The sequence below is a fragment of the Bradyrhizobium sp. HKCCYLR20261 genome (genome assembly GCF_051168435.1).
Lineage (GTDB): Bacteria > Pseudomonadota > Alphaproteobacteria > Rhizobiales > Xanthobacteraceae > Bradyrhizobium.
The window spans coordinates 62,540-86,277 of sequence record NZ_JBNPUZ010000013.1 but is presented as its reverse complement, the minus strand read 5'-3'; the positions used below and the strand labels follow the sequence as shown (position 1 = coordinate 86,277).

The 23,738-nt window shown below is 66.9% G+C and carries 19 protein-coding genes; 1 reads left to right on the top strand and 18 read right to left on the bottom strand.

Annotated features, from left to right (window positions below):
* Positions 1 to 88: 88 nt before the first annotated feature.
* From recN to murC, 9 genes are all read right to left on the bottom strand, one after another.
* The gene (recN, locus tag ACQR1L_RS25445) at positions 89 to 1,762 is read right to left on the bottom strand and encodes a DNA repair protein RecN (RefSeq protein WP_434860657.1); all 1,674 of its coding nucleotides are present in this window, start codon (positions 1,760 to 1,762) and stop codon (positions 89 to 91) included.
* A 137-nt stretch (positions 1,763 to 1,899) separates the two neighbouring features.
* Complete coding sequence (locus tag ACQR1L_RS25440) at positions 1,900 to 2,790, bottom strand: outer membrane protein assembly factor BamD (RefSeq protein ID WP_434860656.1); 891 nt, start codon at positions 2,788 to 2,790, stop codon at positions 1,900 to 1,902.
* Between the two features lie 399 nt (positions 2,791 to 3,189).
* A complete protein-coding gene (gene lpxC, locus ACQR1L_RS25435) occupies positions 3,190 to 4,149 on the bottom strand; it encodes a UDP-3-O-acyl-N-acetylglucosamine deacetylase (RefSeq protein WP_434860655.1) in 960 nt (319 codons plus the stop codon).
* Between the two features lie 345 nt (positions 4,150 to 4,494).
* Complete coding sequence (ftsZ, locus tag ACQR1L_RS25430) at positions 4,495 to 6,339, bottom strand: cell division protein FtsZ (protein ID WP_434860654.1); 1,845 nt, start codon at positions 6,337 to 6,339, stop codon at positions 4,495 to 4,497.
* Between the two features lie 90 nt (positions 6,340 to 6,429).
* The gene (ftsA, locus tag ACQR1L_RS25425; RefSeq protein WP_434860653.1) at positions 6,430 to 7,749 is read right to left on the bottom strand and encodes a cell division protein FtsA; all 1,320 of its coding nucleotides are present in this window, start codon (positions 7,747 to 7,749) and stop codon (positions 6,430 to 6,432) included.
* Entirely contained in the window at positions 7,746 to 8,783 is a 1,038-nt protein-coding gene (locus ACQR1L_RS25420) for a cell division protein FtsQ/DivIB (RefSeq protein ID WP_434860652.1), read from the bottom strand. The genes ftsA and ACQR1L_RS25420 overlap by 4 nt, the downstream gene beginning before the upstream one ends.
* Positions 8,784 to 9,098: 315 nt before the next feature.
* Positions 9,099 to 10,088 carry a D-alanine--D-alanine ligase family protein gene (locus tag ACQR1L_RS25415; RefSeq protein WP_434860651.1) on the bottom strand — a complete coding sequence of 330 codons (990 nt, stop codon included), beginning with the start codon at positions 10,086 to 10,088 and terminating at the stop codon, positions 9,099 to 9,101.
* 68 nt (positions 10,089 to 10,156) lie between these two features.
* Positions 10,157 to 11,080, bottom strand: coding sequence for a UDP-N-acetylmuramate dehydrogenase (gene murB, locus ACQR1L_RS25410; RefSeq protein WP_434860650.1), 924 nt, complete (start codon positions 11,078 to 11,080; stop codon positions 10,157 to 10,159).
* A gap of 196 nt (positions 11,081 to 11,276) precedes the next feature.
* Entirely contained in the window at positions 11,277 to 12,680 is a 1,404-nt protein-coding gene (murC, locus tag ACQR1L_RS25405) for a UDP-N-acetylmuramate--L-alanine ligase (protein WP_434860649.1), read from the bottom strand.
* Positions 12,681 to 13,035: 355 nt separating this feature from the next.
* On the opposite strand from murC, the gene ACQR1L_RS25400 reads away from it, so the two are divergent.
* A complete protein-coding gene (locus ACQR1L_RS25400; protein ID WP_434860648.1) occupies positions 13,036 to 13,761 on the top strand; it encodes a carbonic anhydrase in 726 nt (241 codons plus the stop codon).
* Here ACQR1L_RS25400 and ACQR1L_RS25395 read toward each other — a convergent pair.
* From ACQR1L_RS25395 to ACQR1L_RS25355, 9 genes are all read right to left on the bottom strand, one after another.
* On the bottom strand, positions 13,751 to 14,605 hold the full coding sequence (locus tag ACQR1L_RS25395; RefSeq protein ID WP_434860647.1) for a helix-turn-helix domain-containing protein: 855 nt from the start codon (positions 14,603 to 14,605) through the stop codon (positions 13,751 to 13,753). The genes ACQR1L_RS25400 and ACQR1L_RS25395 overlap by 11 nt on opposite strands.
* A 22-nt stretch (positions 14,606 to 14,627) precedes the next feature.
* Positions 14,628 to 15,731, bottom strand: coding sequence for an undecaprenyldiphospho-muramoylpentapeptide beta-N-acetylglucosaminyltransferase (gene murG / locus ACQR1L_RS25390; protein ID WP_434860646.1), 1,104 nt, complete (start codon positions 15,729 to 15,731; stop codon positions 14,628 to 14,630).
* A gap of 46 nt (positions 15,732 to 15,777) precedes the next feature.
* Positions 15,778 to 16,929 (bottom strand): putative lipid II flippase FtsW, encoded by a 1,152-nt coding sequence (ftsW, locus tag ACQR1L_RS25385; protein WP_434860645.1) that lies wholly within the window; start codon positions 16,927 to 16,929, stop codon positions 15,778 to 15,780.
* Positions 16,930 to 16,999: 70 nt separating this feature from the next.
* A complete protein-coding gene (locus tag ACQR1L_RS25380; protein ID WP_434860644.1) occupies positions 17,000 to 17,671 on the bottom strand; it encodes a nucleotidyl transferase AbiEii/AbiGii toxin family protein in 672 nt (223 codons plus the stop codon).
* Positions 17,655 to 17,981, bottom strand: a complete 327-nt coding sequence (locus tag ACQR1L_RS25375; RefSeq protein WP_434860643.1) for a hypothetical protein — start codon at positions 17,979 to 17,981, stop codon at positions 17,655 to 17,657. Before ACQR1L_RS25375 ends, ACQR1L_RS25380 begins: the two co-directional genes overlap by 17 nt.
* A gap of 46 nt (positions 17,982 to 18,027) precedes the next feature.
* Positions 18,028 to 19,428 carry a UDP-N-acetylmuramoyl-L-alanine--D-glutamate ligase gene (gene murD, locus ACQR1L_RS25370; RefSeq protein WP_434860642.1) on the bottom strand — a complete coding sequence of 467 codons (1,401 nt, stop codon included), beginning with the start codon at positions 19,426 to 19,428 and terminating at the stop codon, positions 18,028 to 18,030.
* A 111-nt stretch (positions 19,429 to 19,539) separates the two neighbouring features.
* On the bottom strand, positions 19,540 to 20,646 hold the full coding sequence (gene mraY / locus ACQR1L_RS25365; protein ID WP_434860641.1) for a phospho-N-acetylmuramoyl-pentapeptide-transferase: 1,107 nt from the start codon (positions 20,644 to 20,646) through the stop codon (positions 19,540 to 19,542).
* Positions 20,647 to 20,841: 195 nt separating this feature from the next.
* Positions 20,842 to 22,218 carry a UDP-N-acetylmuramoyl-tripeptide--D-alanyl-D-alanine ligase gene (locus ACQR1L_RS25360; protein WP_434860640.1) on the bottom strand — a complete coding sequence of 459 codons (1,377 nt, stop codon included), beginning with the start codon at positions 22,216 to 22,218 and terminating at the stop codon, positions 20,842 to 20,844.
* Entirely contained in the window at positions 22,215 to 23,675 is a 1,461-nt protein-coding gene (locus ACQR1L_RS25355) for a UDP-N-acetylmuramoyl-L-alanyl-D-glutamate--2,6-diaminopimelate ligase (RefSeq protein WP_434860639.1), read from the bottom strand. The genes ACQR1L_RS25360 and ACQR1L_RS25355 overlap by 4 nt, the downstream gene beginning before the upstream one ends.
* Between the last annotated feature and the right edge of the window lie 63 nt (positions 23,676 to 23,738).

Genomic DNA, 23,738 nt, shown 5'->3' with positions numbered 1-23,738 from the left:
AATTCAGGACGGCCCGAAGGCCGTCCGCGATGACGGTTTACACAATGCGCGCGCCGGAGCCAAAAGCGATCGGCTCGTTCCTCGATACCTACGCCGCCGCGGCTTCCAGCAGCCGGTCAGCGGCGGCGCGGGCTTCGGCGGTGACCTCGGCGCCGGCCAGCATGCGGGCGATTTCCTCACGGCGGTGCAGGGTGGCAAGCGTATTGACGCGGGTGACGACGCGCTTGCCGCGGTCGAGCGCGTCCTTGGAGATCAGGAGATGCTGGTCGGCTCGCGCCGCGACCTGCGGGGCATGGGTGACGGCCATGACCTGGACGCCGTGCGCGAGCCGCGCCAGACGGGCGCCGATGGCGTCCGCCACCGCGCCGCCCACGCCGGTGTCGATCTCGTCGAACACCAGGGTCGGCGCCGAGCCGCGGTCGGAGAGCACCACCTTGAGCGCCAACAGGAACCGCGACAGCTCGCCGCCCGAGGCGACCTTCATCATCGGGCCCGGCCGTGTTCCCGGGTTGGTCTGGACCCAGAACTCGACGCGGTCGATACCCTCCGGCCCCGGCGCATCGGCGTCGCTGTCGACCTGGGTCATGAACTTGGCGCGTTCGAGCTTGAGCGGACCGAGCTCGGCATGAACCGCCCGGTTCAGCTTCTCCGCTGACTTGGTGCGGGCTGCCGAGAGCTTGGCGGCAGCCGCCGCATAGCGCCCGTCTGCCGCAGCCGCCGCGGCCTCGAGCTTCTTCAACTGCTCGGCACCGGCATCGATCAGCACGACGTCGGCGGCATATTTGGCGGCCAGCGCCGCGAGCCCATCCACGGGCGTGGAGTATTTGCGCGCGGCGGCGCGCAGCGCGAACAGTCGCTCCTCAATGCGCTCCAGCTCCAGCGGATCGAAATCGGTCGCCGCCAGTGCCGCGGTCAGATGCTGGTCGGCCTCCTCCAGCGCGTTGATGGCGGCATCCATGGCCTTCACCGCCGGCTCCACCAGCGCCGGCGAGCTCACCGCACGTCGCTCCAGGCGCCGCACAGCGGCCGCCAGCGCTGCGATCGGCGACTGGTTGCCGCTGACGGCGTCCTGGGCGTCACGCAAATCGCCCGCGATCTTCTCGCCCTGCATCATCGCCGTGCGACGGGCAGCAAGCTGCGTCTCCTCGCCCTCCTTGGGCGCCAGCTTCTTCAGCTCGTCCGAGGCATGCCGCAGATAGTCGGCCTCGCGCGCCGCGCGCTCCATGCCGGCGCGGTGCTGGTCGAGCGCCGTGACGGCGGTCCGGCGCGCGGCCCACAGCGTCTCGACACCCGCGACATCCTTTTCCAGCCCGGCGAAGGCATCCAGCAGACGGCGGTGGGTGGCGGCATCGACCAGGGCGCGCTCGTCATGCTGGCCATGGATCTCGACCAGGGTGGCGCCGATCGCCTTCAAGGTCTGCACGCTGACCGACTGGTCGTTGATGAAGGCCCGGGTGCGGCCGTCGCCATACTGGACGCGGCGCAGGATCATCTCGCCGTCGGCATCCAGCCCGTTGGCGGCGAGGATCCGGGCGGCCGGATGGTCCTTGCCGATCTCGAACACGGCCGTGACCTGCCCCTGGTCGGCGCCATGCCGCACCAGGCTGGCATCGCCGCGGCCGCCGAGCGCCAGGGCGAATGCGTCGAGGAGGATGGACTTGCCGGCGCCGGTCTCGCCGGTCAGCACTGCAAGCCCATCGGAGAACTCGAGATCGAGTCGTTCGATCAGGACGATGTCACGGATCGACAGTCGCGCCAGCATGGAACCGAAGTCCTTCGTAACGGGGCAGGATGCCCCTGAGCGAACGACTCGATGCTAGCAGCAAAAAGAGAACAAAACAAGAATTGAGAACAAAGGGGGATCGATCAGATGATCCCTCTGGCCGGCTAACCCGCCGATTACCCCAGCCCGAGCTTCTTGAACGCCCGCGAGATATAGGAGCCCTTGTTCTCCTCGGGCTCGACGCCGCCCGACTTCACGAGATTGTAGGCGTCCTTGTACCACTTGCTGTCCGGGAAATTGTGCCCGAGCACCGCTGCCGCGGTCTGCGCCTCGCCGACGATGCCGATGGTCATGTAGGCCTCGGTCAGCCGGTACAGCGCTTCCTCGACGTGGCGGGTGGTCTGGTACTGCGTCACCACCGTCTTGAAGCGGTTGATGGCGGCGGTGTAGTCGCGCTTCTGCATGTAGTAGCGGCCGACATCCATCTCCTTGCCTGCGAGCTGGTCGCGGGCGCCTTCCATCTTCGCCTTGGCGTTGGTGGCGTATTCGGAGGTCGGATATTTGCGCACGACCTCTTCGAGGGCGGCGATCGCCTTCTCGGTCCGGCCCTGGTCACGGCTGATGTCGGGGATCTGGTCGTAATGCGAGGCCGCGATCAGGTACTGCGCGTAGGCGGCGTCAGGGCTGCCGGGATGCAAGGTCACGTAACGGCTGGCGGCGCCGATGCAGCCGTCATAGTCGCCGGCCTGGTAGGACGCATAGGCCGACATCAGCAGGGATTTGCGCGCCCAGTCGGAATAAGGATGCTGCCGGTCGACTTCCTCGAACTTCTTGTTCGCGCCTTTGACGTCCTTCTTCTCGTTCAGCATGTACAAGCCCTCATTGTAGAGCTTGTCCGCGGGTTCATCGACGAAGGTGTCGTCCTTGGCCAGGAACTTGTCCCAGAGACCGCCGGTTCCGCAGCCGCTCAGCGGCAGCGCCAGCAGGATCAAGGATGCCGCAAGCCTCAACTGGCCGATGCGGGCTGCGGGCTGACGGATTTCGCGCGTGAGACGCTGGTTCGACATGCTTCTTTGGAACCCGATGCCTGTGATCTGATCTACGCCGCGCATCATGACCATCGTCTCATGACCGCGAAGGAAGAGTTCTGCCGGTTGCCCGCATCACGCCGGCCCGGCCTCTCTAGCCGAAAACACTTCGTCAACCAACCGCATAGGAAGCCAATCCGCCCGGATTAAGGCGACACCGAGGCTGCCGCCTCGGATCGTGGTTACTGCCCGAGAAGCCGTTGGAAAACATCAATATGCAGGCCCATCCTCCTGACGAAGGATGTGACCGGCAACAAACATTTACGAGAAAACGAGGGAGTCAAAACGCCGCAGGCAACAGCGTCGATCGCTGAGCGCCAGCCGATCCGGCGCTTGCTTCGTCCTGAGTCGTTCCACGCAGACGCAGGCTGAGGTCGCTCAGGACACGTCCGGACCGTAGGCCGGGGCGACCATGCCACCGACCATGCCGCCGACGACTTCGGCAGCCACGCGGGGACGGCGCACCGTCTCACCCTCGACCAGACGCCACGCGGTCCGATCGGCCATCAGGGCGGTCAGAACGGCGTGGTTGAGCTTGTGACCGCCGCGGACGGAGCGGTAGGTGCCGAGCATCGGCAGACCAGCCAGCGCGAGATCGCCGATCGCGTCCAGCACCTTGTGGCGGGCGCATTCGTCGGCGTAGCGAAGGCCTTCCGGATTGAGCAGGCGCTCCTCGTCGAACACCAGCGTGTTGTCGAACGACGAGCCGAGCGCGAAACCAGCGCTCCAGAGACGCGATACGTCGCTCATGCAGCCAAAGGTGCGGGCGCGGGCGATGTCGCGGCGGAAACGCTCGGGGCTCAGCTCAAAATGATAGGCTTGGCGGCCGATGACGGGATTGCTGAAATCGATTTCGACCTCGACGCGGAAGCCGGAGGTGTTGGGACGAAGTTCGCCCGAAGAGGCGCCCATCGTCACCTGAACCGGCTTGAGCACCTGGATGTACCGGCGCGGCGCCGACTGGGTCATGATGCCGGCCTGGTCGATGGCGGCGACGAACGGCGCAGCGCTGCCGTCCATGATCGGAACTTCGGGACCGTCGACTTCGATCAGGGCATTGTCGACACCCATGCCGCGCAGTGCGGCGAGAACATGCTCGGCGGTCGAGACCAGCGGGCCGTTGCGATCACCGAGGACCGTCGCGAGTTCCGTGGCGATCACCGAACCGAACGAGGCCTGAACCTCGCGGTCGGGACCTTCAAGACCGCTACGAAGGAACACGATGCCCGCATCGATCGGCGCAGGCCCGATGGTCAGGCTGACGGGCGCACCTGAATGGACGCCCACACCCGTGACGGTGGCTTGCGAACGAAGCGTTGTTTGCCGGCTGAATTTCATCGACGATCGCCCAAGACCCCGCCTGAACCCCTATCGGCCGCCCCTCGCGAACCGACTCACTTTCAGGCATCCCCAAGTCACGGCAGAACTTAACGAGGGCCCCAAAGAGCGCCAACTCACGCTTCTTTACGGATTGTTACCCCATCTCTGCCGTATTCGCGCCAAGGCTTAACCAAACTGGAACGTGGCCTTAACCCTCCCCGTTCCCCATCCAAACACCGAAAGAATAATTAATCATTTAAAATCAGTTAGTTGAGCGACCAACTCGAGTCCCTTTGTGCCTAATAAAAAGGCCCGGCTCTCGCGAGCCGGGCCTGTTCAGCGCCATCGGGGCTGTAACAATTCTCAGTTTGCCTGCCGGCGCAGGAAGGCCGGGATATCCAAATGGTCGTCGCCCTGTGGCGCGGGGGCCACAGGCGCGGGACGGCCATGGACGTCCAGACCCTGCGGAGCGGGACGGCGGGCATATTCAGAGACAGGCGATTCGTGGCTCGCAACCTGCTGGCTAACGCTCCGCTGCGGCTTGCGTTCCGGCAGCGGCGGCATCTGCGGCATCGCCGGAGCAGCGTTTCGGCCCGTCATCGGCGGCTCGCTCTCCTCGTCACGTCGGCCGAGGCCGACATTGGCGAGACGCTGCAGCAGCGACATCCGCGTCTTCTGCGGATGCTCCTCGCCCTCGTCACCCCGCGCCTGCCGGATCTCGGCCTGGGCCGGCATCGGCAAGTCCTCGAACTTCGGCATGCGCGGCGCGCGGGACGGAACCCGCTCGGCGGCCTGCGGGATGAAGGTCTCCGGCGGCGCGGCCGGTTCGATCGGCGCGGCGCGCTGGGCTTCCGGCTCGGGGAATAGCGACGGCTTCTGAGCGATCGGACGCACGGTCACATCGCCATAGGAGGCCGCGGTCGGAACCGGAGCGGGAGCGGGCGCGGGCTCGCTCGCCATGGCGGCAGCCACGGCCGCGAGCGTGTCGCGCTCGAGGTTCGGAGCCGGGCGCGGCGCGGGGGCGACCGGCGCGGGCGCCGGTTGGGCGACGGCCGGAGCCTGCGAGGCCTGCTGCTCGAGCTTGGCCGCGCGTTCCGCCAGCCGCTGGTTGTCGGCGCGGAGGCGCGCCGTCAGATCGGCGAGACGGCTTTCAGGAAGACCCGCGTGAGCGGTCGGGGCGGCGGCAATCGGAGCGACAGCCGCCGCCGGCTGTGCAGTCGTCGTGACGCCACGGTTGAACTGCGCCTGCTCGATGCCGGTGGCAACGACGGAGACGCGGATCAGGCCGTCGAGCGATTCGTCGAAGGTGGCGCCGACGATGATGTTGGCGTCCTGGTCGACCTCCTCGCGGATGCGGGTCGCGGCTTCGTCGACCTCGAACAGCGTCAGGTCCTTGCCGCCGGTGATCGAGATCAACAGGCCGCGGGCGCCCTTCATCGAAGAGTCGTCGATCAGCGGGTTGGCGATCGCGGCTTCGGCCGCGGTCAGCGCGCGCTTCTCGCCCGACGCCTCGCCGGTGCCCATCATCGCCTTGCCCATCTCGCGCATGACGGCGCGAACGTCGGCGAAGTCGAGGTTGATCAGGCCTTCCTTGACCATCAGGTCGGTGATGCAGGCGACGCCCGAATACAGCACCTGGTCAGCCATCGCGAACGCGTCGGCAAACGTCGTCTTCTCGTTGGCCACCCGGAACAGGTTCTGGTTCGGGATGATCAGCAAGGTGTCGACCACCTTGTGCAGCTCGGAGATGCCGGACTCCGCGGTGCGCATGCGGCGCGCGCCCTCGAAGTGGAACGGCTTGGTGACGACACCCACGGTGAGGATGTTCATCTCGCGCGCGGTCTTGGCGATGACGGGCGCAGCGCCCGTGCCCGTGCCGCCGCCCATGCCGGCGGTCACGAACACCATGTTGGCGCCCGAGAGATGATCGCGGATCTCGTCGATCACCTCCTGCGCGGCGGCCGCGCCGACGTCCGGCTGCGAGCCGGCGCCGAGGCCTTGCGTCACCTGCGTGCCCATCTGGATGATGCGCTGCGCCTTCGACATCGTCAGCGCCTGCGCGTCGGTGTTGGCGACGACGAAGTCGACCCCCTGCAGGCCGGCCGTAATCATGTTGTTGACGGCGTTGCCGCCCGCGCCGCCGACGCCGAACACGGTGATCCGGGGCTTCAGCTCGTGGATATCAGGAGGGGTAATAGTGAGTGCCATGATTGCCTCTCGATCACGCGCGCGTGGGTTCGCCCCGGCCGCCGGCCGTGGGTGGTGTTGGTGAAAATCTGTGGGGACGGACAGCGGTCATCAGAAGCCCTCGCGTAGCCATCGCCCGACCTTTCCGAAGTAGCCGTCGGTTCCTGTCCCGACCTGCCGCGTATGCCGCGGTTCGACATGTTCGAGATGCGCGTATTGCGGATAGACCAGGAGCCCGGTGGGCACCGCAAAGGCGGCGTTCTTGGCCTCGTTGGGAAGGCGGCCGAAGCCGAGCGGACGGCCGACGCGCACCGGGCGGTCGAGGATCCGCGTCGCCAATTCGACCAGACCCGTCAGCTGGGAGGCGCCTCCGCTGAGGACGACGCGCGCCTTGGGTTCTGCCGCAAAGGGCGAATCCTTCAGCCGGTCGCGGACCATTTCAAAAATCTCCTCTGCGCGGTGCCTGACGATGTTCGCGATGGTGGCGCGGGACACGATCTGCGGAACATCCCGCTCGTTGTCACCGGCCGTCGGAACAGACATCAACTCACGCGCGTCGGACCCGCCAGTCAGCACCGTGCCATATAACGTCTTGATTCGCTCGGCATCTGCAATGCACGCTGATAGTCCGCGCGCAAGATCCATGGTCACGTGATGCCCGCCGAGCGCAAATCCGGAGGCATGGACGAAGCGGCCGCCGGAATAGATCGCGATCGTCGTCGTGCCCGCGCCCATCTCGACCACGGCCGCGCCGAGATCGGCCTCGTCGTCGGTCAAGACGGAGAGTCCTGCGACATACGGACTCGCCGCCATCGCCTCGACATTGAGATGGCAGCGCTCGACCACCAGCATCAGGTTCTTGGCGACGGTGGCATCCGTCGTCACGACATTCATGTCGACGCCGAACTGCCGGGCCAGCATGCCGCGGGGATCACGGATGCCCTTCACCCCGTCCAGCGTGTAGCCGACCGGGAGGGCATGCAGCACCGCCCGTCCCTCGCCGGTCGCATGATGCATGCCGGTGGATGTCACGCGGCTGACATCGGCCTGCGTCACGGCGCCGCCGCGGATGTCGGAGGTCGCCTCGATCAGGTGTCCCATGACGCGGCCGCCCGCGACCGGCAGCAGCACGGATTCGACCCGCACCTTGGCCATGCGCTCGGCCAGCGCGACCGCCTGCCGTACCGCCTGCTCGCAGGCGACGGGATCGACCACGGCGCCCGCCTTGACGCCGCGCGACTGAATCTGGCTGTAGCCGATCAGTTCGACCGCATGGGTCCGGCCGCGCAGCGCATCGCTCGGCGGCGCCGGCTTCAGCCGCGCGATCATGCAGGCGATCTTGCTGGTGCCGACGTCGAGCGAGGCCACCAGCGCGGTGCGCTTCTGGCCCATCGGACGCGTCTTCGGAGTCTGGCGATCGAAGCCGGTCATGCGTCACCGGCTTTCTTCTTGGATTTCTTGTCCTTGAACAGCTCGTCGCGCGCCTTGCCGGCGTCCTCGGAGAGCTGCACGGTCAGCCGGTCGGACAGGCGCATGTCGATCGCTACGATGTCGCGCGAGAACAGCTTGTCCTCCTGGTCGAGCTGGCTGAGCGTCGCCAGCGCGTTGCCGACGTCGTTCTCCGGCAGGCGGATGTCGAGGCCGTCCTTGGTGCGCAGGTTCCAGCGGCGCTCACCGACGAACACCGCGGCCTTGGTCACCGCGCGCACCTGCGGATAGCGCGCGAGCAGCGCCAGGAAATCACGCGCGCGGCTCTCGGCGCCCTTGCCGACCACGAGCGGCAAGGTCAGGAAGCGGCGCGACACATATTGTTCGAGCACGGCGCCGTCCTCGGCGATGACCGACAGACGACCGTCCTGCTGCCACAGCGCGAACGCCTTGCGCTCGACGATGTCGATCTGCAGCTGGTTGGGGAAGAACTTCTGTACGGTCGCTTCAGCGATCCAGGGATTGGCCTTCAACCGGTCGCGGACGGCGGCGGCATCGAGGAACAGCAGCGAGGAGCGGCCGGTGACGCCGCCGATCGCGAGGATCTCGTCCTGGGTGAGCTGCTTGCGCCCGTTGATCGCGACGGCGGTGATGCGGAAGCCGGCAGCATTGGCCAGGGAATTGCGGGTGTCGGACAGCGCCGCGCTGACATCCTGCGCGTGGCCGCCCTTGACGATGCCGAGCCAGACGCTGCCGAACAGCAGCGCCACCGTGGCGACGGTGCCGAGCCGGCGCGGCACATAGCGCTCGACGAAGTCGACGATGCGCGGCGGCGCCTCGCGCTCGACCAGCGGCGCCATGGCAACCGGCATCGGCGCACGATCTCGGCGCGTGTCCTTCTTACGTCCTCGCGGCAGCTTGAGGCGGGGAAGACGGGCTGAGACATACTCGCGCAGCAGGATTGCCGCGCCAAGGGCAGCGGCTTTCAGGTCAGCTTGAGGCCTCTGCGATCGAGCGAGGCGTCCTGCACCATCCATTGCACGAGCTCATCAACTGTTGCGCCCGCAAATACGTCGCGGACCCGCGCGCCTCGGTCCCGACTCCGCCCTGACGCTGGTGACCACGGCGATGCGTTTCGTCACGACAGCACTCATTCCGGCAGCCGGGCACCACTGGAGCGCCAGCGTTAACCTTCGGACGTCCTGGTAAACAAAAAGTAAAATAGGCCCGGAGAGACGATTTTTTTCTCCGATTTCTGAGGACCTTGCCCGGAATTCTTAAGCATTTTACAGGTCACGGGAACCACCGGAGAGCACGCCGGGCCGGGTTCCTGCGGGCGCCTATCGAACGTCTCACCGGTGGAGGCGACGCTCGGCCAAGGCGACCTGCTGGTCGAGGAAGTCGCGAAAGGCGATGCCCTGCGCGGCCAGGGCCTTGGGATAGAGCGACGCGGCGGTCAGGCCCGGCAGCGTGTTGGTCTCGAGATAGACCGGGCCGTGGGCCGAGACGATGAAGTCGGTCCGCGAGTAGCCACCGCATGACAAGGCACGATGCGCCTTGATCGCCTCGGTCTGCAGCGCCGCCGTAACCTCCGGACTGAAGCGTCCCGGACAGATCTCCTTCGTGGCAGCGGCGAGGTACTTCGCGAAGTAGTTGAAGGCGCCATCGGCGGGCAGGATCTCGATCGGCGGCAGCGCGATCAGCGAGCCGTCGCTCTGCTCGAGCACGCCGCAGGTCGCCTCGGTCCCGGTGACGAACGGCTCGATCAGATACTCCTCGGTTGCGGCCGCCGCCTTGACGGCGACGAGGTCCTGCCTGGCGTTGACGAAGATCAGCCCGAAGCTGGAGCCGTCCTTCACCGGTTTGGCGATCAGGCGGCCGTAGCGCGCAAGCGCGGCTTCGGCATCCTCCAGCGCGACACCCTCGGCCGCGGTGACGCCGCCGAGCACGGCGAAGCGCTTCGCGGCAACCTTGTCGAACGCGAGATGGGAGGACGCCGAGCTCGAGCCGGTGAACGGCACCCCGCGCAGCTCGCACATCAGTTGAAGCTCGCCATTCTCGGCGCGACCGCCATGAAGTCCGAGCACCAGCAGTCGCTCGTCCGCGCGGGCGCGATCGAGCGCCTCGACGAGCATCCCGATCCTGGCGCCGTCGGCCGTGAACGGCTCTTCGAACGGCTTGGCATGCGCGACCAGCGCTGCGCCGCTCGCCTGATGCACGCTGTCGTCGGCGTCCCAGAACCAGAGGTCCGCTTCCGGCAACGCGGCGTGCAGCGCCTTGGCGCTGGCGACCGAGACGAGGCGTTCCTTGTTGGTGCCGCCGAACAGAATCGTGGTGCGCATCAATGGCTTCTCGGTTGATCTCAAAACGTGGTCGCGGACTCCAGGACTTCACTTGAACACGCAGAGCTTCAGCTCGCCTTGAGTCCGATCCGCTTGATTTCCCACTGCAGCTCGATGCCGGAGTTGGCCTTGACCCGCTCGCGCACGGTCTCGCCGAGCGTCTCGATATCTTCGGCGGCGGCGCTGCCGGTGTTGATCAGGAAGTTGCAGTGCATCTCGGACACTTGCGCCCCGCCGACCTTGAGGCCGCGGCAGCCGGCAGCATCGACGAGTTTCCAGGCCGAATGGCCCGGCGGATTCTTGAAGGTCGAGCCACCGGTCTTCTCGCGGATCGGCTGCGCCGTCTCGCGATGCGCCTGCACCTCGGCCATGCGCGCGCGGATCGCGTCCGGCGTGGACGGCGTGCCGCGGAAGCGCGCTGCCGTGAAGATCAGCGAGGGATCTGTGCCGCTCGCGCGATAGGTGAACTTCATGTCGGCATTGGTGAAGCGATGCGTCTCGCCCTGGCGGTCGATCGCGGTCGCCTCGACCAGGATATCCTTGGTCTCGCCGCCATTTGCGCCGGCATTCATGCGCAACGCGCCACCGATGGTGCCGGGAATGCCGAACAGGAATTCGAGGCCCGCGAGATTGGCTAAGGCTGCGACCTCGGCGACGCGCTTGTCGAGCGCGGCGGTGCCGGCGGTGACGATGTCGCCCTCGGCCTTGACCTCGCCGAACGCACGCGGCGCCAGCCGGATCACCACGCCCGGCACGCCGCCGTCGCGGACGATCATGTTGGAGCCGACGCCGATGACGTAGACCGGCAGATCAGCGGCGAGATGCTTCAGAAAGTAGGCGAGGTCGTCAGCATCGGCTGGCGTGAACAGCACCTGCGCCGGTCCGCCGACGCGAAACCAGGTGAGCGGCGCGAGGCTCTCATTGGCGAGCAGACGCCCGCGCAATTCGGGCATGGCGGCCTTCAGGTCGGGCGTGATGTCGGGGAAGGTCACTGCGCGCCTTTCAGTTCGCGCCCCGAGATCGTCAGGGACGCTCCGCTTTTTCCGTTCCCTCCCCCCTTGTGGGGGAGGGTCAGGGAGGGGGGTGAACCGCATACGCCGGCGTTCGTGGTACCCCCCTCTCCACCTCTCCCCCACAAGGGGGAAGAGAGCCGAGAGCGCCGTGCCGTTGCCAGCTCGCGTACCAACACTAGCCCAGCGCCTTCAGCTCGTTCGGCAGCGCGTAGGCCCATTGCGTGATGTTGCCGGCGCCGAGGCAGACGACGAGATCGCCCGGCTTGGCGAGGTCCTTGACGATGCCGGCGAGGTCGGCGGCCTTGGGCAGCGGCAGCACGTCGCGATGACCGTGGGCGCGCAGGCCGAGCACGAAGTGATCGCGGTCGATGCCCTCGATCGGCGCTTCACCGGCCGGATAGACGTCGGCGACGATCACGGCATCCGCATCGTTGAAGCAGGTGCAGAACTCCTCGAACAGCGATTGCAGCCTTGTGTAGCGATGCGGCTGCACCACGGCGACGACCTTGCCGTTGGTGGATTCGCGCGCGGCCTTCAGGACGGCAGCGATCTCGACGGGGTGATGGCCGTAGTCGTCGATGACAGTGACGCCGTTCCATTCGCCGGTGCGGGTGAAGCGCCGCTTCACGCCGCCGAAGCCGGCGATCGCCTTGCGGATCGCGTCATCGGACAGGCCGAGCTCGCGCGCCACCGCGATCGCCGCCGTCGCGTTCGAGGCGTTGTGCCGGCCCGGCATCGGCAGCACGATGTCTGAAATCTCGTGCGTCGCGCCGCTCTTGCGATCGCGGAACACGACCTTGAACGACGAGCTGCCGCCCGTCGGCGCCAGATCGACCAGGCGGACGTCGGCCTGTGGGTTCACGCCGTAGGTGATGATGCGGCGGTCCTCGATCTTGCCGACCAAGGCCTGCACCACCGGATGATCGATGCACATCACGGCGAAGCCGTAGAACGGGACGTTCTCGACGAAGGCGCGGAACGCGTCCTGCACGGCATCGAAAGTCTTGAAATGATCGAGATGCTCGGGATCGACATTGGTGACGATCGCGACATCGGCCGGCAGCTTCAGGAAGGTGCCGTCGCTCTCGTCGGCTTCCACGACCATCCATTCGCCGCCGCCAAGCCGCGCATTGGTGCCATAGGCATTGATGATGCCGCCATTGATGACGGTCGGATCGAGCCCGCCGGCGTCGAGCAGTGCCGCGACCATCGACGTCGTCGTGGTCTTGCCATGGGTACCGGCGATCGCGACGCAGCTCTTCAGCCGCATCAGCTCGGCCAGCATCTCGGCCCGCCGCACCACGGGGATGCGCTGGGCGCGCGCCGCCATCAGCTCGGGATTGTCGCGCTTGATCGCGGTCGAGACCACGACGACGTCGGCGCCCGCCACGTTCTCGGCCTTGTGGCCGACGCTGACGGTGATGCCCTTCTCGCGCAGGCGCGCGACATTGGCATTGTCCGAGGCGTCCGAGCCCTGCACCGTATAGCCGAGATTGCACAGCACCTCGGCGATGCCGCTCATGCCGATGCCGCCGATCCCGACGAAGTGGATGGGTCCGATTTCGCGCGGCAGTCTCATGGGGCGTCTCGTCTCAAAGGGGGCTCCGCCGCGCCCGCCCGGAGGCAAGCGGCCGCGAATCACCGGCCCTTCTTGCAAGACATGGCCGACCGGGACAAGCCCGCTTCGACCGCAAAACTCGCCAAATCGAGGGGTAGCCGCCTGATTTTGGCCGATTTTCCAGCTCCGCTCCCTCAAGATGCGGGGCGCGACCGCTTCGCGATCTTTCACCCTTCGTTAAGTGCAAGATCAGGCCAGACAGGCACAGCCCGATACCTGCAGTTTTTGCGCGTTCACTCCGCGCACGGCCGTGGCATGGCGCTTGTCCAGCCGCGGCCACACGCGCCGCGTGCAATGCCGATGGAGTGACCCGACGATGTGCGCGCTGTGTGAAACCCAATCTCCCGCCTTGTCCCGCCGCCGGCTGCTCGGCAGCGGCGCCGGCCTGCTCGCCGCGGCGGCGCTGGGCGCCGGTCCGGCATGGGCCAAAGATACGAAGGAGCCCGCCCCCAATGCCATCTCCCCCGACGAGGCGTTGAAGCGGATCATGGACGGCAACGCGCGCTACGCCGCCGGCAATCTGGACAACAAGGATTTCTCGGCCGGGCGCGCCGCGCGCGCCACCGCGCAGTATCCGATTGCGGCGATCGTGAGCTGCGCGGATTCCCGCGTCGCGCCCGAGCTGGTGTTCGATCAGGCTCCAGGCGAGCTGTTCGTGGTCCGCGTCGCCGGCAATTTCGTCAATGACGATGGTCTCGCCAGCCTCGAATATGGCGTGAAGTTCCTCGGCATTCCGCTCGTGCTGGTGCTCGGCCATAGCGGCTGCGGCGCCGTCGACGCCACGATCAAGGTGCTTAAGGACGGCACCAAGCTGCCGGGCCACCTGCCGGAGCTGGTGAACGCGCTGAAGCCGGGCGTCGAGGCCGCGATCGCGAAGAAGCCGCAGGATCTGCTGGCAGAGGCGACGAAGGAGAACGTCCGCCACAACGTGCAGCGTTTGTCGAAGGCCAAGCCGATCGTCAGCGGCATGGTTGCCGACGGCAAGGTGAAGGTCATCGGCGGCGTCTACGACATCGCGTCCGGCCGCGTCGTCACGCTCTGACGCCGGAAAGCAGCAGCGCGCGATCGGCACGCTCGCCGGCCGCCGCCAGCCAGCAGATCTGGTGGCAGAACCAGGCCTCGACGGACGCCACAAACCCCGGCGTCAGCGACAATCGCTGGCGCCGCTCGTCGAAGCTCAGCAGGCCGCGCCCTTCCATCGCCGTGAGCAGGTTGCGGATATGCGAGCGCGATACACCGAGCGAGGCCGCAAGCTCGGCGGTCGACACGTCGACGGCGGCTTGGCCAGCGGCCGAGCGGGCGACGAGCGTCAGTGCCAGGTGGATGCCGCTGTCATGCTCGTCGGTCCAGGCGAGATCCGGAAAGCTCGTCAGTGGCCGATTGGCGCGGCACAGCCATGTCGCGCATTGCCGAATCATTTCGGCGAAGAAAGTGTCGTCGCTGTGCAGCCGCCGGCTCAACCGTTCGCCCCGCGTTAGCTGGGCATGGCAGTCGAGGTGAAGAGCGAGCCAGCCACGAAGGCCATCGAGGATAACGGGCCCGGGAATCAAATAGCGGATGCGGGCATCGTCGGGATCGCGCTCCACCCTGACCAGCGACAGACCGCGCAGCATCGTGATGAACACCGCCGTCTGCCGCGACCCCGGCAGCCGCGCCTGCAACCGCGTCAGGGTCGGACGCTCGGTGGCGTCGCGGGCCGACATGTGCATCATGACGATATGCGCGGCGATCTCGGTCGGGGCGCGCTGCCCGAACAGCTTGATCATCAGCCTCTGGCCCCTCAGCGGCGCGACCAGTTGGTCGCAGAAGCTGACAAAGACCAGAACGAAGGACGGATGATCCCGCAGGCGCATCGGATCGTGCTGCGACTCCTTCAATCCGGTCATGCCAGGCCTGCGCGCGCTCCGCTCAAGGCGTGGCGGTCTTGATGACGAGATCGGCCAGCCGCTCCGCGGCATCGAGCCGGCCTGCGGTGCGCGCGGCCTGGGCCATGGCGGCGAGGCGCGACGGCTCGGCGGCGAGAGACGAGATCTCCGAGGCCAGGCGGTCGGACGTGAAGTCGGTCTGCACGATCCGGATCGCGGCGTTCGCGTTCGACAGCACGCCCGCATTGGCGAACTGGTCCTGGTCGATGGCGCCGGGCAGCGGCACAAGGATCGACGGCCGGCCGATGGCGGCGAGCTCGGCCACGGTGCCGGCGCCGGACCGCGAGATCACGAGATGATTGGCGGCGAGCCGCGACGGCAGGTCGGTGAAGAACGGCTGCAGCTCGGCATTGATCTTGAGCCGGTCATAGACCGCGCGTACCCGCGCCATGTCCTCCTGGCGGACCTGCTGGGTCAGCACGAGGCGGCCCCACAGCGCCGGCTCGAGCCGCTCGATCGCGCCGGGCACGATGTCGCTCATGACGCGAGCCCCCTGGCTGCCGCCGACCACGAGCAGCCGCAAAGGCCCTCCCGGCTCCGGCGCGGCATAGGGCACCGCCGCGGCTTCGAGAATGGCAGGACGCATCGGCGTGCCGACCGTGGTCGTCTTTCCCGCCAGCGCGGGATCGCGATCGAGGACCCCCGGAAGCGACGTCGCGATCGCTCTCACATGCGCGGAGAGAAATCGGTTGGCGCGGCCGAGCACGGCATTGGCGTCGTGAATGAGGCTGGGCACGCCGGCGAGCCTTGCTGCGAGCAGCGGCGGCACCGTCGGATAGCCGCCAAAGCCGATCACGGCCGCCGGCTTCAGCCGCCGCATCAGATTGTACGCGGCAAGTGTCCCCGTGCCGAGCAGCAGCGCCGTGCGCGCCAGCGCCGCCGGCGAGCGGCTGCGCACCGTTTCGCTCGGCACCACGTCGATCATGTCGTTGGTGAACAGGCCGCTATACTTCAGCGCCCGCGCATCGGTGACGAGGCGGACGCGATAGCCGCGCTTGATCAGCTCGACGCCGAGCGCTTCGGCCGGAAACAGATGGCCGCCGGTGCCGCCGGCGGCCAGCAGAATGAGAGGCGCAGATGATGTCATGCGGGCTTGTTTACAGGCAATGTGTCGTCATTGCGAGCCGGCCGCCTCACGCGTAATTGCGCAGCGTCCCGGCCGCATCGGTGACCTCGGCCTCGATCCGCGGCCGCTGCCGCGTCAGAGCCAGCATCATGCCGACGCCATAGGCGAGCGACACGATCGAGGAGCCGCCATAGGAGATGAACGGCAGGGTCATGCCCTTGGCCGGGATCAGCTGCAGATTGACCGAGATGTTGATGGCGGCCTGAACGCCGAACAGGATCGCGAGCCCTGACGCTGCAAACCGCGAGAAGCCGTCCTCGCTGGCATAGGCCCGCGACAGCGTGCGGATGACGATGAAGCCGAACAGCGCGACCAGCGCGAGACACAGGATGATGCCGAACTCCTCGGCCGCGACCGCGAACACGAAGTCGGTGTGGCTGTCCGGCAGGCTGCGCTTGGCGATGCCCTCGCCCGGCCCGAGGCCGAACCAGCCGCCGTTGGAAAACGCCTCCATCGCGGTGTCGACCTGGAAGGTGTCGCCGGAGGCCGGGTTCATGAAGCGCTTGATGCGCCCCGCGACGTGCGGAACCAGCAGATAGGCGCCGAAGAGACCCGCGGCGGCGGCACCGGCAAGGCCCGCGACCCAGATCATGCGCATGCCGGCGATGAAGAACAGCGAGCCCCACACCATCAGGATCAGCATGGTCTGGCCGAAATCCGGCTCCATCACCAGGAGCGACACCAGCATCAGCAGCATCACCAGCGCCATCGTGGTCGCCGGCATGTCGGGCCGCCGCGCGGACTCCGAGAACAGCCAGGCAGAGACGACGACGAAGGCCGGCTTGGCCGCTTCCGAGGCCTGAATGTTGACACCGACCAGCGTGATCCAGCGTCGCGAGCCCTTCACCTCAGGGCCGATCGCCAGCGTCAGCACGATCAGCACGATGGCGATCGCGAACACCGCCAGCGCGCTGCGCCGGATCTGCCGCGGCGACAGAAAGCTGACCCCGATCAGCACACAGAAGGACGGCAGCAGGAACAGGACGTGTCGGTTGAAGAAGTGGAACGGATCAAGCCCGATCCGGGTCGCCACCGGCGGACTGGCCGCCAGCGACAGGATCACGCCGCACAGCATCAGCGCGAGGATCGACCCCAGCAGCGGCTTGTCGACCGTCCACCACCAGTCCGACAGCGGATTGCGTTCTTCACGGGAGAGCATCGGGCCACCACCTGAGCCGAGGGATCGGCCCATTGGCGCTCAGGATGGTTATCGAAGGGTTAAGGGCCCCTTACGCGTTTGAGCCAGGAAACAGACCGGCTCGCAATTCGACCTGACCGATATCGCGCACTCCGTCTCGGGCCCGACACAGGACATCGCGGTCGCTCTGAGCCAGAGTCGGCAAGTCGCCATCCTTGAAAAAACCGAGAGCCTTCAATGGCAGGGCAGCATCGCTCCTGAACATCTTCGCGAAGCCGGCGAGCGCACGTTCCAGGGATACGCCTGCAAGCAGCATCGCAGCAATGTCACGATAGTCCTTCGCCTCGGCGCGATCGAGAATCGCCTTCAACTTGGTTGCAAGGAGATCTTCCAGAGACGCAACCAGTAGGACCCCATCCCTGGTCGGCAACGGATCATTGAGCCGTCCCAACGCAAGGCCGCCAAAGAAAGAGACTTTCACTTGGCCTTCCGAAGTGCCCACGTTCAAGACGAGAGAATTGATGTCTTCCTGGATTGGTCGCGCATACCGCATGAATAAGAAAGCTGACGAGATCCTTGCCTTGTCGAGCGGTGACGCATTGAAGAAATCGAAGTCGACGGACGTTCTGTGACCAAGATGCAGCGCAACCGCCGTTCCGCCGTAGAGGACAAAACCAAGGTCCCGAGCCGGAGAGAGCTCGGTCCAAAGGTTCAATTGAGCTGGCGGCAGGATATCGAGGCGTGGCTCAAACGAGTCCGTCATTGAACGACCTCGTCGGCGCCTCCATAGGAATCGTCCGTCCCGTCGCGCGCGCGAGGCGGCCGCGCCAGAACTCCCAGGATCGTGCATCGATCCAGCCCGGTTGGGCATTGAGCATGATATCCACCAGTAGATCTGGACCCAGCTCCTGCTCGAGTGTGCGGATCTCTTCGAAGCCGGCAAAGCTCATCGCCTGTGCGATGATTCGCTCAGGCGAGCGCGGCTCCGATCCCACGGGCTCCCACCAGAAGAACCGCCGTTCGAGATCGGAGAGCATGTCTATGGGAATGAGCAGCTCCGCCTGAGTGTTCATGCCGCCACCCTACCATTATCACGGATTCAGAACCAGCGGCGGGCCTTTACACCACCGGCTCCACGCCCGGCAACGCCTGCACCAGGTCGCGGAAGCGCGTCCCGCGGATTTCGAAATTGCGGAACTGGTCGAAGGAGGCGCAGGCTGGTGACAGCAGGACGACCGCCTCCCGCAAACCTGACGCCTCGGCGTCGGCGGCCGCCTGCTCCACCGCGACCTCGAGCGTGCCGGACATCGCGTGCGGGACCTTGTCGCCGAGCGTGCCGGCGAACTCTGCCGCCGCCTCGCCGATCAGATAGGCCTTGCGGATGCGGGGGAAGAAGCCGGACAGGCTGGTGATGCCGCCGGCCTTCGGCTTGCCGCCGGCGATCCAGAAAATGTCGGCGAAGGACGACAACGCGTGCGCGGTCGCGTCCGCATTGGTGCCCTTGGAATCGTTGACGAACAACACGTTGCCGCGCCGGCCGACCTGCTCCATGCGATGCGCAAGACCGGGGAAGCTGCGCAGGCCCTGCTGCAGCACCTCCTCCTTGACGCCGATCGCGAGCGCGGCCGCGGCGGCACAGGCGGCGTTCTGCGCATTGTGCTGGCCACGCAGCGAGCCGATGCCGCCGAGCCGCGCGACTTCGCTGCGCGCGCCGCCGGCGCTCCGCACGATGGTCTCATGCTCGGTGTAGAGCCCATCGGCCAGCGGGTTCTTCACCGAAATGCGCACGACGCGCTTGCCGGCCTGGTCGAGCCGGTCGGCGATCGCGCGGCAAAAGCCGTCGTCGACGCCGACGATCGCCGTGCCCTGTGGCTGCACGCCCGCCACCAGTCGCTCCTTCACCGCCGCGTAGTTCTCGATCGTGCCGTGACGGTCGATATGGTCCTCGCTGACATTGATCAGGATGCCGACGCTCGGATCAAGCGAGGGCGTCAGATCGATCTGGTAGGATGACATCTCGATCACATGGACGCGGCCCATGCGCGGGGGCTCCAGCGACAGGATCGCAGTGCCGATATTGCCGCCCATCTGGGTATCGTAGCCGGCGACCCGCATCAGATGCGCGATCAGCGCCGTGGTCGTCGACTTGCCGTTGGTGCCGGTGATCGCGATGAACGGCGCGTCCGGTGCGTGGCGCCGGCGTTCGCGGCAAAACAGCTCGATGTCGCCGATCACCTCGACACCGGCCTCGCGCGCCCTGAGCACGCTCCAATGCGGCACTGGATGGGTCAGCGGCACGCCCGGCGCCAGCACCAACGCCGCGAAGTTTGCCCAGGAGACGGTGCGCAGATCGGCGGTGATGAAACCCGCCTTTGCGGCTTCCGTCATCCGGTCAACGCCGTCATCGGCCGCGATCACTTCGGCGCCGCCGGCGCGCAACGCGTGGCACGACGCGAGCCCGGAGCCGCCGAGCCCGAACACGGCAACGGTCTTGCCGGCGAATGAGGTGACGGGGATCATGAGAAGAACTCCGTCATTCCGGACACCGCGGAGCGGTGATCCGGAATCTCGAGATTCCGGGTTCGCGCGTGCCGCGCGCCCCGGAATGACGATCAGCTTGGAAGGATTTCATCAGCGCAGCTTCAGCGTCGAGAGGCCGACCAGCGCCAGCATCACCGAGATGATCCAGAACCGGATCACGATCTGCGGCTCGGTCCAGCCGAGTTGCTCGAAATGATGGTGGATCGGCGCCATCTTGAAGATGCGCTTTCCCGTCAGCTTGAACGAGGCGACCTGCACGATCACCGACACGGCTTCCAGCACGAACAGGCCGCCGATGACGGCCAGCACGATCTCGTGCTTCACCGCCACGGCGATCGAGCCGAGCATGCCGCCGAGCGCCAGCGAACCGGTGTCGCCCATGAAGATCGAGGCCGGCGGCGCGTTGAACCAGAGAAAGCCGAGGCCGGCGCCGAGCACGGCCCCGCAGAGCACCGCGAGCTCGCCGGTGCCCGCCACATAATGGATCTGCAGATAATCCGCGAACACGGCATTGCCGGCGAGATAGGCGATCAAGCCGAAGCTTGCGGATGCGATCATGACAGGCACGATGGCGAGGCCATCGAGTCCATCGGTCAGGTTCACGGCATTGCCGGCACCGACGATGACGAAGGCGCCGAAGATCACATACATCCAGCCGAACTTGAAGATGAGGTCCTTGAAGAACGGAATCGCCAGCCCCGTCGAGGACGCATCGCGTCCCAGCCGGACCAGCGCGTAGCAGGCCACCAGAGCGATCGCCGCCTCGATCAAAAGGCGCAGGCGGCCGGCAAAGCCGGAGTGCGACTGCTTGGTGACCTTCAGGTAGTCGTCATAGAAGCCGACGAAGCCGAAGCCGAGCGTCACCGCGAGCACGATCCAGACATAGGGGTTGAGCGGATTGGCCCACAGCACCGTGGAGACGACGAGGCCGGACAGAATCATCAGGCCGCCCATCGTCGGCGTGCCCTTCTTGCTGATGATATGCGACTGCGGGCCGTCGGTGCGGATCGGCTGGCCCTTGCCCTGGCGCAGCCGCAGATGATCGATGATCCATGGGCCGAACAGGAACACGAACAGCGCGCCCGTGACCACGGCGCCGCCGGTGCGGAACGTGATGTACCGGAACACGTTCAGCAGGCCGCGAAACATCGACAGGCTCGGAAACGTATTCGTCAGCTCGATCAACCAGTAGAACATCCAACCCGCCTATGCCGTCTCACCGGGACCGAGCGCGCGGCACGGGCGTCCCGTGCACGAATCCAGTCCAGCCTCTTTTAACCATGATCGGGGCCGGGTGCGAATCGTAGCGCGGCGGAATGATCCGTCCGGCACGACCGCGTCGACCGCCAGTGGAAGAACATCCTTCTCTCGCGCCGCGATATCGCCCGATTGTCAGGCGGCCCCCTGCAAAGCGGCGGCGAGCTTCGAGACGAACTTGTTGACCCAGAAGATCTTCTTGCTGCCCTTGATGACGACGACGTCGCCGGGCGCCAGCAGCGCCGCGATTGTCCCGGGATCCAGCGTCACCGGATCCTCGTGCCAGCCGAGCCGCTTCGCGTCGGGCACCTTGTCGAACAGATGCCGCATCAGCGGTCCGACACAATAGACACCGTCGATACCGGCGAGATGGCCGACCATCTCGGCGTGATAGACCGGCGCCTCGTCGCCGAGCTCCAGCATGTCGCCGATGACGGCGATCCGCCGCCCGCGGACGGGACGCGCCTGCAGGCTGTCGAGCGCCGCAGCCATGCTGGCCGGATTGCCATTGAAGCTGTCGTCGATCAGCACGATGTCGCCGATCATCTGCTCGACGCCACGACCTGTCATGATGCCGACTTGGCCGAGCGCTGGCGCCAGCAGCAACGGGTCGAGCCCGGCCGCGGCGACCGAGGCCAACGCCGCCAGCGCGTTGTGCAGGCGGTGCGGCGCGCCGGGGGTCAGCGCGAAGGCGACGCGGCGGCCGGCGATGTCGGCCGTCACATCCCAGCTTTCGCCGCACGAGCTATGCGACAGCTCGCGGACTTCGGCGTCACCGCCGAAGCGGATTGTCTTGCCGGTCCATTCCGGCGCCGAAAGATCGGCGGGAAGCACGAGGACGCCGTCGGCCGGCAGGCCGCGGGCGATCGAGACCTTCTCCTGCCGGATCGCTTCGAGACTGCCGAGCTTCTCCAGATGCACCGGCTGCACGTTCACGACCAGCGCCACCGTCGGCTGCGACAGCTCCGTCAGCCGCGCGATCTCGCCCTTCTGGTTCATGCCCATCTCGACCACCCAGACCGAGGCGGAGGGATCGGCATTGCACAGCGTCAGCGGCACGCCCCAGAAATTGTTGAAGCTGGAAGGGCTGGCGGATGCGCCCGGGTAGGCGGCGATGAACTCCTTGGTCGAGGTCTTGCCCGCGCTGCCGGTGAGCCCGATCACCGGCCCATGAAAGCGCGCCCGAGCGGCGCGCGCGAGCGCCCAGAGACCATCGATCAGCGTGTCCGCCACTACGAGCTGCGGCACCGTGATGCCCTCGATCCGATGCGGCACAATCATCGCCACGGCACCGGCCGCCTCGGCATTGGCGGCAAACTCCCAGCCGTCGCGGCTGGACGCAAAGCTCGACACGAAGCCGCCGCTCGGCGTGCCGCTCAGCGCGACAAACAGGCTGCCCGGCTTCACGGCGCGGCTGTCCTGCGTGACGAAGTCGATCGGCGTCTCCGGATACTCGCCGGCGAGGCCGAGCGCGCGCGCCGCCTCAGCCACCGTCCACAGCGCCTTTGTCATGATGCCCTCGCTGCCAATGCGTCCGCGACCGCTTCATGATCGCTGAAATGCAGCACCGTGCTGCCGATGATCTGTCCGGTCTCGTGGCCCTTGCCCGCGATCACCAGCGCATCGCCGGGCTGCAGCTCGCTGATCGCAACCCGGATCGCTGCGGCGCGGTCGCCGATCTCCCGCGCTCCTGGCGCGGACGCAAGGATTGCCGCGCGGATCGCGGCCGGATCCTCGCTGCGCGGATTGTCGTCGGTGATGATGACGCCATCCGCCTCGGCGGTGGCGATCGCGCCCATCAGCGGCCGCTTGCCGGTGTCACGGTCGCCGCCGCAGCCGAACACGACCACGAGCTTGCGCGCCGCGTAAGGCCGCAGCGCCTGCAGCGCCTTGGCCAGCGCGTCCGGCTTGTGCGCGTAGTCGATGAAGATGGGCGCGCCATTATGCTCGCCGACCAGTTCGAGCCGGCCCTTGGCGCCCTCGAGCGTCGCGAGCGCTTCGAACACCGCCTGCGGATCACTGCCGGTGCCGATCGCAAGCCCCGCCGCGACCAGCGCATTCTCGATCTGGAAGCGGCCCACCAGCGGCAGCCGGATCGAATACATCCGGCCGCAATGCTGGATCTCAAGCTGCTGCGTGAAGCCATCGACCGCGGCAGCCACAAGCCGGATGCCCGGCCCCGCGCCGTCGCCGTTCGTGCCCACCGTCATCAGCCGCAGCCCGCGCGCCTCCGCCGCAGCAATGACCTCGGCAGAACTCTCATGATCTGCCGAGACCACCGCAGCACCGCCCGGCGGGACCAGATCGCGGAACAGCCGCAGCTTGGCGTTGAGATAGTGGGCGAGATCGGGATGATAATCCATGTGGTCGCGCGACAGGTTCGTGAACCCGCCAGCCGAAACCCGGACGCCATCCAGCCTGAACTGATCGAGCCCGTGCGACGACGCCTCGAACGCCAGATGCGTGACGCCCTCCCCGGTGATCTCGTCGATCTGCCGATGCAGCGCGATCGGATCGGGCGTGGTCAGCGAGCCGTAGACCGTGCGCTTGTCCGACACCAGGCCGACCGTGCCGATGCTGGCCGAGCTGTGGCCGAGCTGCTGCCAGATCTGCCGCGTGAAGGCTGCGACGGAGGTCTTGCCGCTCGTGCCGGTGACGGCTGCGATGGTCGCAGGCTGACGCGGGAAGAAGCGGGAGGCGGCGAGCGCCAGGGCCCGCCGCGGATTCGGCAGCACCACGAACGGAACCGAAAGATCGCCCTGCGGTGCCGAGGCACCGGCGACGGCGACGGCTCCAGCGGCGATGGCGGCTGCGATAAACCGGGCCCCGTCGGTCTTGGTTCCCGACAGCGCGAAGAACAGGTCGCCGGGGCGCACCGCGCGGCTGTCGACGGCAAGGCCGGAGACCTCGACTGCGCCGATGCGGGCGTCGAGGGTCGCCTGATCCCCCAGGAGGTCGTGAATTTTCATCCTGGTCCCGTACCGGTGCTGGCCCCGCCCGGGTGGCGGCGCCTTCTGAGCCGTGCGATTCGG